The sequence below is a fragment of the Desulfosporosinus sp. genome (assembly GCF_014237355.1).
Classification (GTDB): domain Bacteria; phylum Bacillota; class Desulfitobacteriia; order Desulfitobacteriales; family Desulfitobacteriaceae; genus Desulfosporosinus.
Map to the genome: position 1 here is coordinate 13,973 of NZ_JABZFS010000055.1, position 14,250 is coordinate 28,222.

Annotated in this window: 9 protein-coding genes; 4 read left to right on the forward strand and 5 right to left on the reverse strand. The window is 40.6% G+C overall.

Annotated elements, in window-relative coordinates; translation table 11 throughout:
- Window positions 1–44 precede the first annotated feature (44 nt).
- On the forward strand, window positions 45–1,313 hold the full coding sequence (locus HGJ98_RS11720) for a M48 family metallopeptidase (RefSeq protein WP_291351583.1): 1,269 nt from the start codon (window positions 45–47) through the stop codon (window positions 1,311–1,313).
- Window positions 1,314–1,557: 244 nt separating this feature from the next.
- Here HGJ98_RS11720 and HGJ98_RS11725 read toward each other — a convergent pair whose 3' ends face one another.
- Complete coding sequence (locus HGJ98_RS11725; RefSeq protein ID WP_291351585.1) at window positions 1,558–2,823, reverse strand: MFS transporter; 1,266 nt, start codon at window positions 2,821–2,823, stop codon at window positions 1,558–1,560.
- A gap of 477 nt (window positions 2,824–3,300) precedes the next feature.
- Between HGJ98_RS11725 and HGJ98_RS11730 the strand changes: the two genes are divergently transcribed.
- Entirely contained in the window at window positions 3,301–3,474 is a 174-nt protein-coding gene (locus tag HGJ98_RS11730) for a DUF3787 domain-containing protein (protein ID WP_291351587.1), read from the forward strand.
- A gap of 58 nt (window positions 3,475–3,532) precedes the next feature.
- Here HGJ98_RS11730 and nifJ read toward each other — a convergent pair whose 3' ends face one another.
- Window positions 3,533–7,060, reverse strand: a complete 3,528-nt coding sequence (gene nifJ / locus HGJ98_RS11735) for a pyruvate:ferredoxin (flavodoxin) oxidoreductase (protein WP_291351588.1) — start codon at window positions 7,058–7,060, stop codon at window positions 3,533–3,535.
- A 290-nt stretch (window positions 7,061–7,350) separates the two neighbouring features.
- On the opposite strand from nifJ, the gene HGJ98_RS11740 reads away from it, so the two are divergent.
- On the forward strand, window positions 7,351–7,797 hold the full coding sequence (locus HGJ98_RS11740; RefSeq protein WP_291351590.1) for a demethoxyubiquinone hydroxylase family protein: 447 nt from the start codon (window positions 7,351–7,353) through the stop codon (window positions 7,795–7,797).
- A gap of 179 nt (window positions 7,798–7,976) precedes the next feature.
- Window positions 7,977–8,567, forward strand: coding sequence for a VTT domain-containing protein (locus HGJ98_RS11745; RefSeq protein WP_291351592.1), 591 nt, complete (start codon window positions 7,977–7,979; stop codon window positions 8,565–8,567).
- Between the two features lie 203 nt (window positions 8,568–8,770).
- On the opposite strand, the gene HGJ98_RS11750 is transcribed toward HGJ98_RS11745, so the two are convergent.
- The 3 genes from HGJ98_RS11750 to HGJ98_RS11760 form a co-directional block, all read right to left on the reverse strand.
- Complete coding sequence (locus HGJ98_RS11750; protein WP_291351620.1) at window positions 8,771–10,372, reverse strand: hypothetical protein; 1,602 nt, start codon at window positions 10,370–10,372, stop codon at window positions 8,771–8,773.
- Between the two features lie 360 nt (window positions 10,373–10,732).
- Window positions 10,733–13,147: a cyclic nucleotide-binding domain-containing protein gene (locus HGJ98_RS11755; protein WP_291351594.1), complete on the reverse strand. Its 2,415-nt coding sequence runs from the start codon at window positions 13,145–13,147 to the stop codon at window positions 10,733–10,735.
- An 844-nt stretch (window positions 13,148–13,991) separates the two neighbouring features.
- On the reverse strand, window positions 13,992–14,183 hold the full coding sequence (locus HGJ98_RS11760) for a ferredoxin (protein ID WP_291351596.1): 192 nt from the start codon (window positions 14,181–14,183) through the stop codon (window positions 13,992–13,994).
- Window positions 14,184–14,250: the final 67 nt, after the last annotated feature.

Here is a 14,250-nt window from a genome sequence, read left to right on the forward strand (position 1 = left end):
TAACTCCTAAAGGATAGTTAAATTTAAAGGTGGAGAATTTGAAAATGTATTATCTTGATAACGGCATACGTCGAAGCAAAAACGGCTGGTTTTTCCTCATCGGATTAACCCTGATTTTTGCTCTGCTATATCTTGGGTCCGCTCTCTTTCCTGGGCCTATCGATCCCTCGGTTACTAAGTATTTTTCCTTAGCTATGGCTGACAAGGCCAGATTATACAATTCAACACCCCGCCTCCTCTTTATATTGAAGTTTCTCCTGCAGATTGTCCTATTATTTTGGTTACTCTTTAGCCACAAGGGACAGACTCTCTTCCATCGCCTACAAATGATTTGCAGGGATTATTGGTTGACCTCCGCAGTATCCATACTATGCATATGGCTTTTATCCAAAGCTCTGTCCCTTCCCTTTTCTTATTACATCGGGTATTACTGGCAAAAAGCCTGGGGTTTTAGTACACAAAACCCGGCAGGTTGGTGGATCGACTATCTGAAAAATTCCGGAATTGAGCTCCTGATCACTCTGGTGGGAGGTCTACTTTTTTTCTGGCTCGTCAGTCGGTTATCACGCTATTGGTGGTTGGTGGGGGCTATTCTCTTTAGTCTCTGGCTCGTTATTGCACACTTTTTTTTGCCCATCATTATCTCTCCACTTTTTAACAATTTTGAACCTTTAACCGATTCTGCTGCTATAAGTATAGTTGATGATCTTGCTCAAAAAGCCGGACTAACCATTGATGATGTATTTGTCATGGATGCCAGCAAGCAAACGACTTTGGCCAACGCATATTTTACCGGGGTAGGTAGGACTAAACGAATTGTCATTTACGATACTCTCCTAGATAATTACTCTTTACCTGAGGTCAAAGCAGTCATTGCACACGAAATGGGACATTGGAGACAGAACGATATCATCCATGGGCTCTTCTACGGAATAGTAGGAACTTTCACTGTCTTTGGTTTACTGACAGTCCTTTTAAAACCTTGGCTAACTAAAAACAGAGAAAAGCCGCCTCAGCTCTGGGCAGCTTTACAACTGGCACTACTCCTTATTCTTTTTGTAAGCAGTCCTCTGCAAAGTTCTATCTCCAGAGGAATGGAATTCCGTGCGGACCGGTTTTCACTTGAACTGACCAGAGACCTCTCCGGAGGAATCCAATTGCAGAAAAACCTTGCCAGTCGGAGTTTATCTGATTTGTCTCCTCCCCCCTTCATCGTCTGGTTCAGTTATAGCCATCCCCCAGCCCTGTCCAGAATAAACTCCTTAGAAAAGGCATACGCTCAGACTCTAGATTCCTTAAATCCCAACAGATAATGCTATATATTTTCGGCACTGCCCTGCAAATATGTTTAGGTTTATGTCATCCTGAGCGATAGCGAAGGATCTAGATCCTTCAGTCGTTCCTCCTTCAGTATGACATAGCGATGTTGCTTTTATAGCAATGACAAAAGCTGGCTGGAGTTTTGATTCATCAGTGGTCCCCCAAACTGCATAGGGGTCTGATAGTCCAAAAAGAGTCGTGGGGCCTGCTCAGTTCAGGCCCCACGACTTTATTAATTTAATTATGAGCTTCTTCTGGGGCAGGCTTCCCTGCCTCAATCAACACTTTACTGCCTAACAAGAAAAATCCCTGTATAAACAACAATATGCCCGTTCCTATAAGAAGCCACTCTATTTTAATAATGTCGGCAATTGGTCCGAAGACGAGCATCCCCAGCGGCATCATCGAGGTTGCTATCATTCCTAACACCCCGAATACTCTGCCTAAATAATCCCCTTCAACTTTCTTTTGTAATAAAACTGTAGAAGGGGTATTAAATACCGGCATTGCTACTCCAGTCAAAACCATGAAGATCAAATAAATCCCAAAAACAGGAACAAGCCCCAGGGCCAAAGTACAAGCACCGATCATAAAACTCGCTAATGCCATGGTATGAATCTTATTTTTAAAACCACCCCATGCAGCAATAAGGAGTCCCCCAGCGGTCATACCTATTGAGAAAGTAACTTCTATGGCACTCAAACGCCAAACCTCCTCACCGAAAGTGCGCGTAACCTGTAGTGGGGTTAGAAAGGCGGCAGGTGCAATTAGGACAAAGAAAAAAGCAAAAAATACAAAAAAGCTCTTTAGAAAGCTGTGGTTATTAATATAGACCAAACCTTGTTTGAAATCACTGAAATAGCTGGTTGTTTGCTTTTGTAGGGCCTTCGCATGAACCGGAATATCTAAAAATACCAGCAATGTAATTATCGCTATAGCAGCCGTAATTACGTCGATAAAGAAAATGGTTTCAAGAGAAGCTATTGTAAGAAGTCCAGCACTAACCATGGGAGAAATGAGCAGTACAATGGATTGAATACTTGCATTCGTCCCGCTCACCTTGGTTAGCTTTTCCTCAGGCACAATCTGCGGAAGGATGGCCCCAACCGCTGGTGTTTGAATACCTGTCCCAATCGCCCGAACGGTAGACATCACAAATAGCAGCCAAAGCGCCTCGTATCCCATTAAAAACAAGATGGCCAATATTAGTGTTGCAATCGCGATCAGTGCATCCGACAGAATGATAAGCATTTTGCGATTATAGCGATCAGCCCATACACCCGCCACTGGAGACAGTATAAACGCAGGCACAAAGCCGCAAATAATCGATATAGTCATCATAACGCCCGACTGAGTGGTTAATGTGATATACCACATGATGGCATGCTGAACTAAAGCAGATCCAAAGAGAGATATGCTCTGGCTTCCTAAAAACAAAACAATATTCTTTTTGAAGGTTTTCTCTTTGTTAAGGTCTCTTGCCTGACCATTAGACTCTTTCAAACTATTCACGTCCTTTTTTATCTCTAACTCTATATCTAACCTCTATTCATTCTATAGTAAATTTGGTTAGCAAAAAGCACAGGCTACCTGCCTGTGCTTATTGTAAGAGATAGTTCATTTTATGAAAAATATTAGGTCTTAACGCAACTAGCCTTATTACAAAATTGTAGAATAAGGTTCCTAAAAATAGACAGACCAATCCCATTTACTCTGCAAGCAAGCAGATCCTTTGAACGTATTCAATTAACGGTTCAAAGTTTGTAGTCTTAGTCTAATCGATGAAGTCACTAGGAACCCTCCATTTCTTTAAAGAGAACTTAATCATAACACAAATCGAGTTTTCAATCAAACTTAGCATCTTAATTTTTTCTATTGGAAAAAACTAAGAATACTAATTCAAACATTGATATTGAAACTAAACAAAATATATCACAAAAACTTGGGAATAATAAACCAAATCTTAAAGGAGGTTATATGATGGCGGAAAATCAATCAAAAGAAAAGTTCTTAGGGAACCCCATTGAAAGGCATGACACGGCTGCATGGCGAGGACATATCGAAAGTGTTAAACCCGAATCAAATGTTCCTATCCCTAGCGAGGAATCCGTGCACAATGCCAAGGAGTGGGTTGATTCTAATTCGCTCTCATAATTTGCAAACTAAAATGGCTCCCGTCCAGTTATGGATGGGAGTCATTTTAGTTAGTAGACTAATATTGCATCTCTGCAAAACGTTTTAAGGTCTGATATTTTTCTCGCGCATGTCCTTCTGCCGCGTCGAACATTTCTTGAGCGGCATCTGGAAATACATTCAGGAGAGACGAATAACGTATTTCACCTTTTAAGAAGTCTTGGAAAGAAGCCGTCGGTTCTTTCGAATCAAGTATAAACGGGTTCTTACCTTGATCTTTAAGCCTGGGATCATGTCTCCAGAGATGCCAGTACCCCGATTCAACAGCTTTTTTCTGTTCAAAGATGCTCGTACCCATACCAGATTTGATTCCGTGGTTTACACAAGAGGAGTAAGCAATGATGATAGACGGCCCACGATAGCTTTCTGCTTCAGCAATTGCTTTAATCGTTTGATTCATATTTGCTCCCATAGCGATTTGGGCAACATAGACATAGCCATAGGTTGCAGCAATGAGACCTAGATCTTTTTTACGAACTCTCTTTCCTGCAGCCGCAAATTTAGCAATGGCGGCAGTTTGGGTTGCTTTGGAAGCTTGGCCACCCGTATTCGAGTAAACTTCAGTATCCATTACAAGAATATTGATGTCATCTCCGCTCGCGATGACATGATCAATCCCATTATATCCAATATCATAAGCGAAACCATCCCCGCCGAAGATCCAAACAGAGGGTTTGATGAGATAGTCTTTCTTTTCCTTGATTTCGGAAAGGATTGGATTGCCCGCGATATCTTCCGCTTGCATTGCTTCAAGCACTCTGGCTGAGGCTCTCTTAGAACCTTCTCCGTCCTCCATATTTTCCAGCCATTCTCGGAAGATTTCTTTGAGATTTTCGCTAATCGAGCTCTCTAAGCCTTGTTGCATTAGTTGAGCAAGTTTAGCTCGAATTTGCTTTGAACCAAGATACATACCATAGCCAAACTCTGCATTATCTTCAAAGAGTGGATTCATCCAGGCGGGTCCTTTACCTTCTGCATTAACTGTATAAGGAACAGAAGGTGCACTTCCGCCCCAGATGGAGGAACAACCCGTAGCGTTGGCAATCATCATCCGGTCACCATACAACTGGGTAATAAGTCTAGCATAAGGTGTCTCACCACAGCCTGGACAAGCTCCATGGAACTCAAGCAGTGGGCGGGCGAATTGACTTCCTTTTAAAGACTTAACATCCATCAGATGCCGTTTTTCAGTCACATTTTTAATAGCATATTCCCAGTTTTCCGATTCCATTTCAATCTCATGGTCAGCGGGTTTCATAATAATTGCCTTCCCTGGTGCAGGACATATATCTGCACAGTTTCCGCAACCAGTACAGTCAAGGGGCGTAACCTGAATCCGATAATGATAACCTTCCAGGGCTTTGCCAATCGGTTTCTTAGTCTTGAAGGTATCTGGGGCCTTTGCTAACTCGCTATCATCTAAGAGGAAAGGACGAATGGTTGCATGAGGGCAGACATAGGAACACTGATTACATTGAATACACTTGTCGATTTGCCATTCGGGTATGTAAACGGCTATACCACGTTTTTCGTAGCGTGTTGTGCTTAAGGGGAAGGTTCCATCCTCTACCCCGACAAAAGCACTACATGGCAAATCTTCTCCTTCATGACGGGCCATTGGACGTTGAATGTTTTTTACAAAGTCAGGCTCATCTTTAATAGGCATAGTCTCATCAGGAACCTCAGCCCAAGAACCAGGAACCTCAACCCTATGTAAAGCTTCAATTCCACGATCAACAGCCTTATGATTCATCTCTACAATATTGGAACCCTTCTTGCCATAAACTTTCTGTATGGAGCCTTTTAAGTATTGAATGGCCTCCTCGACAGGGATCACCTTAGCTAGCTTAAAGAAAGCGGACTGCATGACCATGTTGATACGTCCGCCGAGCCCGATTTCCCCAGCAATGGAAACGGCATCAATAATATAGAAATCAATGTTGTTCTTAGCAATATAGCGCTTAAGGGCAGCTGGCAAATGATCTTCTAGTTCATCTGCTCGCCAAGGACAGTTTAGAACGAAGGTTCCGCCCTTTTTCAGACCCTTTAAAATATCGTAGTGATAAATAAACGACTTATTATGGCAAGCAATATAATCTGCATCAAATACCAAATAAGAGGATTTGATGGGCTGCTTACCAAAACGCAGGTGAGAAATTGTCGTTCCACCGGATTTTTTACTATCATATTCAAAGTAGCCTTGTACATTAAGGTCAGTATTATCACCAATGATTTTTATCGCACTTTTATTTGCTCCAACTGTACCATCAGAGCCAAGTCCCCAAAACTTACACCGGATAGTTCCTTCTGGCGAAGTGTCAATAGTCTCTTCGATTGGTAAAGAGGTGTGGCTCACATCATCAATAATGCCAATGGTAAAGCGGTCCTTCGGCTGAGCCTTCTTTAAGTTTTGGTAAGCAGCAAGAATTTGAGAAGGAGTAGTATCTCTAGAACCTAAACCATAACGCCCTCCCACGATGATTGGTTTTGAGGTCTCGTGGTTAAAAATTTGTAAAACATCGAGGTATAGAGGTTCACCAGTAGATCCAGGTTCCTTGGTTCGATCAAGGACAGCAATCTTCTTAACGGATTTAGGCAGTACATCAAAGAAGTATTTTTTAGAGAATGGACGATATAGGTGTACTTTTATCAGCCCGACCTTTTCTCCCCGTTGCGCCATAAAGTCGATGGTTTCTTCAATGGTGTTACAAACAGAACCCATGGCCACAATAATAGTTTCAGCCTCGGGATTCCCATAGTACTGGAAAGGATGATACTCGCGTCCGGTAATTCTCTTAATCTCCTTGAAATAATCTTCAACAATATCAGGTACAGCCTCAAAGAAAGGGTTTGAAACCTCACGACCTTGAAAATAAATGTCCGGATTTTGGGCTGTACCCCTTAGGACGGGATGGTTAGGATTTAGAGATCTTTCTCGAAATTCTTTTATTTTTTCAAAGTCTACTAGACCAGCAATTTCATCATAACTTGTGGTCTCGATTTTTTGCACTTCATGAGAGGTTCTGAAACCATCAAAAAAATGCAAAACCGGTACCCTTGATTTAATCGCTGCAAGGTGAGAAACAAAGCCTAAATCCATAGCTTCTTGAACATTGTTCGCGCAAATCATCGTAAAGCCTGTTTGACGAGCGGCGTTTATATCTTGATGGTCTCCAAAAATTGACAAAGCTTGTGTTGCTAAGGCCCTAGCACTAACGTGGAAGACTGCCGGCACTAGATTTCCTGCCATTTTATACATTTCTGGAATCATCAGTAGTAACCCTTGGGAAGCCGTATAGGTTGTCGTCAGTGCACCGGCTTGAAGTGAGCCATGTACTGCTGCTGCAGCTCCAGACTCGGATTGCATTTCTACAACTCTTACCGGTTGGTCAAATAAATTCTTTTTACCATGTGCCGACCATTCATCAACTCCCTCAGCCATTGGGGAAGAGGGCGTTATAGGGAAGATAGCTGCAACCTCAGTCAGAGCATAGGATGCTTCGGCTGCAGCCTGGTTTGCATCCATTGTTTTCATTTTCTTAGCCACATATAGACCTCCTCTAAGAGAACTTTAATCATAAGTTTGAATTAGTATTCGTCAATGGTGTAGAAATCATTCTCAGGCCCTTTTTTTATTTGATTCTTAACTTCACACATAACTTTATCGGCTCTCTTAATCAAGTCAATCGAATCTCCAACTTGCGGGAATTTTACTACCCATACTGACACCTAAAACCGAACCTATTGTTACTTTGTTAGGAAGCAGCTTAAACTAGTCATAGTTTGCTTATTATCAGTAAATTATAAGTATGAATAGTATCATAGAAGGAGTAAGTAATGGATAATAAATTCATCTTTCGCTTAAAAGAATTTTATACCTTAGAGACCTTTCAGGTTGCTTTTTACAATGCACAAGCTAACTCTGCTACAGACGAATATTACAAAAAAGCCTTTGAAAAAATGGTGCAAATAGAACAAGGACATGCTGACTATTTTGCCAATATAATCGACAAAGCCAATGAGGAGGTTCCTTCTGTCGTCGGTTCAGTTTTACAACTAGCAGGTAGTTTTGTAGGTGAAACCGTTGAATCTATTGGTCAACATAATACGTGCAAATTAGGCGTTCTTCTAGAAAATGAGGCAATGAAAGCATATCGTAAGTTTATTCAGGAATTGGAAGAAAAGGAATACCGAATAATCAAAGATATTCTAATGGAATATCTTCTCGACGAAGAATTTCACACCTATTGGCTTAGGAATTATATTAACAACCATCCAAATTAAGAAACGGGGGTAAGAAACGGGGGGAAACGGGGGGACAGGTTCAGTGTTTCAAAACACTGAACCTGTCCCCCTGTTTCCCCCCATCAATTCTCAACATTATTGGGAAAATCCTATATTAATTGATCATTTTATTGTACATTAAAAGAAATACATCAAGCTATACGAAAGGAACTAGCTCTATGTCTTCACAATTTTTTGCAGATTCAATAAATTATTGGGGTGCGTATGGAATTATAGCAAGCTTATTCATTAGTATTCTTATTGCTGTTGCTGGTATTATTCCTTCAATTTTTGTCACAGGTGCAAATGTTATTGTATTCGGTCCTGTTAATGGCTTTATAATCTCCTGGGTCGGAGAGGTAATTGGTGCTTTGGTTTCGTTCTACCTTTACAGATTAGGCTTTAAAAAGAGACTTGAACGCTTGGGTAGAAAACACATTATGTTAGATAGGATTGTCTCTGCAAAGGGATTCAAAATTACTGTACTACTTTTTCAAGCAAGGCTTTTGCCTTTTATTCCTTCAGGTTTTGTAACGTTAGCAGGTGCGGTAAGTAATATTTATATGTTACATTTTTTAATCGCCACTGCCCTTGGAAAACTTCCTTCTCTTGCTCTTGAGGCTTTAGTAAGCTTTGATATTATAAATATCAATACAAACTGGATAAGGTTAACAATTACTATCTTCGCGCTCGTAAGTATCATCTTACTCTTAAGAAAAAGAAATTTTGGGGTGATGCCGAACTGCGAAGCAAAATCAGGGAAGAAATAAAAATAATTTTAAACCAGACGCAAATAAACGTAATATTTGTAACCCATGACATGCCAAGAGCATTGCTGACCGAGTTACGATACTCAAAGAAGGAAAATGGTTGATGTTGTATGAAAACAGGGGGACAGGTGCAGTGTTTTGAAACACTATACCTGTCCCCCTGTCGTTCGTTCCTGTTTCGTTTGCCCCTGTTTAGTTTCGCTTTAGATTATCTTTACAATATTATTGACCTTTGCCTTGTCTTCAATATATTTCACGCGGATCACATCACCGATTTTAAGGAAGGGTAATCTTTCTGATTTAGAGATATTGGCAGTAAAGATATCCTCCTGTCCCTCTAACAGAATGTAGTAATACGTGTTCCCTTCGATCACAAGGTTTTGGATATCTGTAATCTTAGCTGTTAGTTCAAATTGTTCTTTAAGGTCGTATTCCTCCTTTTCCGTTTTTGCAATACCTTTATTCGTAAACTCACTTACCGTTTCTTCTACGGTAACACCTATGACGACTTTTTGATAATCCGCAGCATCAACTAAAGCATACAGCTTAATAAGCCCGGCGTTGTCTTTTAAAGACATAAAATACGTTGGTTTTCCGTTGATATTCAAAAGAATAGGGAATGTCGAGACATAACCTTTCTCTTGTACCGCACCTTGGGCGCTATCCATAGCAGAATACTCCTCAGCTGACGGAATACTGTAAAACGTTGTTTCCTTGGTACGTAAATTGACTAAAATAAAACCAATATTAGATTCATCTCGCACCACAGAGGTTATTCCAGTATACAAATATACATCATCATTTATGGCCAGATAGTTGTATCCATCTGTTGTCGCCAGAACCCCTTTTTGTCCGAATATAGAATTAATAAAACCTCCTTGATATTTACCATTATAATTAACTTGTTTTATCACAAGCTCGGACCCAAAGACTGTATCTACCCATGAAGGAACCTCTTCAATCCCCATTTTCTGGTACTCTCCTGTTGAAGCGTTCAACATAATCACTTCTTTAACATCCGCTCCACCAAAAAGACCTATTTTCTTTACATGCACAGCTACAATCCAATATGGAGTTCCTTGATCGTCGACTTCAAAGCTAAAGTCGCCAAAAATATTGGTCGGATACTTAAATCTTAAATATCGTTTTGCATAACTTCCGAACCGTTCACTTTCAGAATACATGATGTTCTGGTTTGGTTTTTCCAGAGTTACTTCACCATTAATCATATTGACCACAATATAATTTGGAATTCCGGCCTTCTTATTATTCAGCCACTTAAAAAACCCAGCATATTCCAAGGGAGAAACTCTAACCGGTTTTCCTTGGTAATTAATTTGTGTGTAATCCGGAGCTACGCTAAATTGCGAGACCAATTCAACAATCTCACCCATTTTTCTGTCCCCGAGTCTTTGAGCCGTGTCTCTATCAACAGTTGGGACTTGATCAAAGGTTATTTCAGTAACATCTTCAGTAAAACTCCCTTCCTGCTTTTCAATTAACTTGGCATATTGTTGAGCATGGAATATTGGCATTGAATAAATTACCATTATTCCTCCCGCTGCTATTACAAGCACTGACAGAATCAGTAGATAAGACCATAGTTGATTCTTCACGATCATCTTTTTTTGGACGGCTACTTGAGGCAACATGAATAATCCTGCACCCAAAAGAAGCATTGTGGAGACGTAAATCCAAAAGCCTCCAGATTGAATGTTGATGGGTACTAGGACAAAGTAATATGAAATTAAGATAAGTGCTGCCCATAAAATAGCAGGAACAATTATTCCTCTTGAATTTTTCATAGTTTTGGTTCCTTTCTCTTTTCTGGTTTTAATACTCATGACACAATAAACACTTCGCTAGAATTCTTAAAACTCCTCTTTACGTACTTAAACCCAACATGCCGATCTCCCTTGGCAATCTGGTTGGATACTAATGTCTGGCAGGAACTAACATAATTGTGGTCATACGACCATAATTATGTTATTATTTCCCTTAAATCATACATGTTATAAATATCTAGCCGAAGGAGTAATTGTGATGGTGCTAAAAGGCCTTAGCTCAAACTAACTGAACTAAGGCCTTTTATTACAAATTTTAAATCTATTCCAGGATAATAGGCCCACCAGTACTAATTCTAGGGGCTGTTAATTAGATCTTATTTAAGCTTTTAAGCGAACTGCTGGTTTTTCTTTGGTTCGCAACAAAACTAAAGCAATGGTTATCCCTGTTAACAGTAAGCCAAATATAGTGGCAATACCCTGTACTATCACTGTGGCCGGAATATAAAAGGATTGCAAGCCTGACTGTACTTTATAGCCTAAACCCAAGAAAAGCGAATGAATTCCGGGAATATAAGCGACTTGATACATAATATGCCCTGCCAGAACTAAAGGAGTAAAGGCAAAAACCAGCTTGACACGTAGGGATGCGGCTTTTGTTTTAAAGGGTTTTGCGATCATCCAAGCAAGTATTCCACCAGTAATACCTGCCCCCCAATAACTAAGACTAAACAAAGCTTTCCAGGAGGTAGTAGCCCCTAATATCTCAGACGATGAAAAGTAGTTAAGTGGACCTAGGATACCCAACATTACTCCAATAAAAACTACATAACCCTGGTTAACTCGAACTAAATGCCATACTTCCCGGCCTGCAAGTCTTAAATTAACTTGCACAGAACCATTCGGACAATTTCGCACACAGTTGAAACACAGTTTACAATCCAGGTTATTGTCTAAGAAAGGAAGATGTTGAGACATTGGACAGCCTGCAGCATTCTCTGTGCCGACGTAGCACTCGAAGGTTGTACACTTATTCAGACATACCGAGGCATCTGCTCGAATCTCTAACATTGAACCCACCGAAGCCGTCCCGATAAATCCTCCCAAGGGACAAAAATGTCGGCACCAAGTATGGCGTGGATAAAGGACTGCGATCAAAATCGCACTAACTTGGATCCCTACTAATAAGATAGCAGTATAACTAGGATTAAAGCGCATATCCGTAATTACTTCAACCCAAAAGATCATGAGAAACAAGAAACTAACCAGGAGATAATCGTATTTTATAATAAATTCAGGAATCCCCCGGTTCTTATGCACCCTTTTTTGCACAAAATCCATGATTGTTGAAAACGGACATACCGTGCACCACAATCTACCTAAGAAAGGAGAAATTAATGCCAAAGCCGGCCACCATAACCCCCACACTAAAGCAAAGATCTTAGTGGAGACCGCAACTTGAGGATTAAATAGCAATAATAAGACCAAACCGATAAACAGTGCAACGGCTGCCCCCCTTAACCAACCTATCATAGTTCCCTTCTGTAGTATCCTTTTAAAGGTTGGCCAGCTTAAAAGGTTAATCGTATGCCCATTTTGTTCAGCCGTGGGACCAAAAAAGATCTGTTCTAAGCCAATAACATCATGTTCAGTAATATGAAAGGCTCTTTCGATAACTTGAATTAATTCTGTGACATTTCCCTGTTGGTAATGATGAGAGAGTAACAATTGGGTCGCTTCCTGATTCAGTTTTGGTACCTTTCGTTGGTTCTTCTGAGCTAATTTTTCTAGAAAACCTTGTGCTAAAATAGGAATATCCCGTTTGCGTTTTCGTAAAGGAGTTATTTCATAAGTGTGAGCAAAAGATTTCCGCAGTTCAGGGATGATAATACGTTCCAATTCATCTGGTTCAGAGTTTAAACTACCGATGACAAAGCATTTTTTTTGAGCGTTAATCGCTTGGGCAAGTAATAGCTGAGTATGCGGAGATATAAGATTAATTTCCTTTATCATCAAGGTTCCACCCTCAGCTATATCGAAAAGATTCGAATTAGCTACGGCTGAGGGGGCCTCCTGACCTGCGGGCTCCATGATTAAGTCTCTCCACTGCTGATCAAAGCGCCGTCCGGACACCACTACAAAAGGGGCTTCCACCCCCGATTGGCGTTGATGGACATACCAAGCCATCATCTGCCGACCAGTACCTCGTTCTCCAGTTAATAGCAGATGCCCTTGAGGATTAGAAAGTTCCTCAAGCTTCCTTTCAACCTCAGCCGTTGTGCGACGGCCTCCCCAAAGTCCATAGAACTTATCTTTATATTGGTTAAGCTGTAACGCCGAACGTAAAATTTCCTTATATTTAGCTTCTGAAAGTATAAGGTTTGCTTCATTGAGATTTTGAGTTAAACGACCAATAAACGTCTGATAAAGTTTAGGCCACCGCAAAAGCATACGGGCAAAACCTTCCGAATCCATTGCAAGAACCTGACACTCCTCTATGCATAGAATGGTTGTAGCAGCAGGTTTACCATCGAGCAACGAGAATTCTCCAAAGGTCTCTCCCTTGTCCAAGGATCGGACACGCTTTACACCTTGTCCTTCTTTGCGGATCATAATATCCGCTTTTCCTTTGATCAAAATATAAAAGACATGCTCTTCTTGACCCTGTTTAATAATCTCAGAGCCTTGAACATAGTTCTCCCATTGGAAATCTTCGGCAAGCTCTGCTAACTCGGCGGAGGTTAAACCTGAAAACAACTCAATTTTTGATAGACTATAAACTTTGTCGTCAATCATAAGCCCTCCATACGTTTAGACGTACCCTTCCAAATACTTCGGTTCATAAACTATAACTTATCTGAATCTTTCTGACAATATAAACTTGTTTCCAATTTCGAAGAAGCTCGTTTGTTAAAACGAAGTCCCCCTGTTTGCTTTCTTAACAAAACAGGGGGACAGGTGCACTGTTTCGAAACTGTGCACCTGTCCCCTTGTTTCATCTGCACCTGTCCCCTTGTTTCATCTGCACCTGTCCCCTTGTTTCTCCCCCTGTTTCATACCCCTTGTTCAAAAACAACTACCTAAAATTTCCAGTATAAGGAGCACCTTAAAGAACCATAATATGATCATAAGGGTACGTAATGGTTGAGCCAAGATTTATATATGCTCTTAACCGGGTGTATATGGGTCGGCCAAAGATTATATGCAGGTGGTAAAACGCTTGTATATAGTCGGAGGGAAGATTCTTTATGGTGGGGAAAAGCTTTAGGGCAGTCTTTAAGATTGTTTTAAGGTTCTAACTTATCGTAAAGGGTCGAGCTAAGATTTTGCTGGGTGTTGATTTTTTTTCTTACGCAACCATATGTCAGAAGATGTATGCATGGGTAAGAAAATCTGGTTATTTGCAGCCGAGAGGTTGTCTATAGCTGGGTAGATATCTTGTAAGGTCGAACGAATCATGAGTATAGGTGGTAACCTGCTTGATTATGGTCGGAAGATCCTAGTCAGGTAATCAGCGATCTATATTTGTGTTAGGTAGATCATTACGTGCTCTTATTATTACAGAAATTATCTTAAGACATAAAAAAGAATTGCTTTGAAACTGAATAAGCAATTCTTTTTTATGTCTATTAATATGTGCCTATTCTTCAATAATAATGCAGTGTGCCGGACAGCCCTCGGCAGCTTCTCTAACTGCTTCCTCAAACTCAACTGGAACCGGGTTTGTATAAGCTATTGCTAAACCGTCGGGCTCCATCCTAAACACCTCGGGGCAGAATTCCGGGCATGATTCACACCCAATACAATCTTCTTGGTTGACTTCAGCAATCACTACCATTTCCTCCTCATCGTATATTTTTTATGACTAAGATTTATCCTTATTAAGAATATCACAAATT

What these genes read in the sequence shown, in the direction of transcription:
- HGJ98_RS11720 (WP_291351583.1), top strand. Translation starts at nt 45, where the DNA reads ATGTATTATCTTGATAACGGCATACGTCGAAGCAAAAACGGCTGGTTT.
- HGJ98_RS11730 (WP_291351587.1), top strand. Translation starts at nt 3,301, where the DNA reads ATGGCGGAAAATCAATCAAAAGAAAAGTTCTTAGGGAACCCCATTGAA.
- HGJ98_RS11740 (WP_291351590.1), top strand. Translation starts at nt 7,351, where the DNA reads ATGGATAATAAATTCATCTTTCGCTTAAAAGAATTTTATACCTTAGAG.
- HGJ98_RS11745 (WP_291351592.1), top strand. Translation starts at nt 7,977, where the DNA reads ATGTCTTCACAATTTTTTGCAGATTCAATAAATTATTGGGGTGCGTAT.
- HGJ98_RS11750 (WP_291351620.1), bottom strand. Translation starts at nt 10,372, where the DNA reads ATGAAAAATTCAAGAGGAATAATTGTTCCTGCTATTTTATGGGCAGCA.
- HGJ98_RS11755 (WP_291351594.1), bottom strand. Translation starts at nt 13,147, where the DNA reads ATGATTGACGACAAAGTTTATAGTCTATCAAAAATTGAGTTGTTTTCA.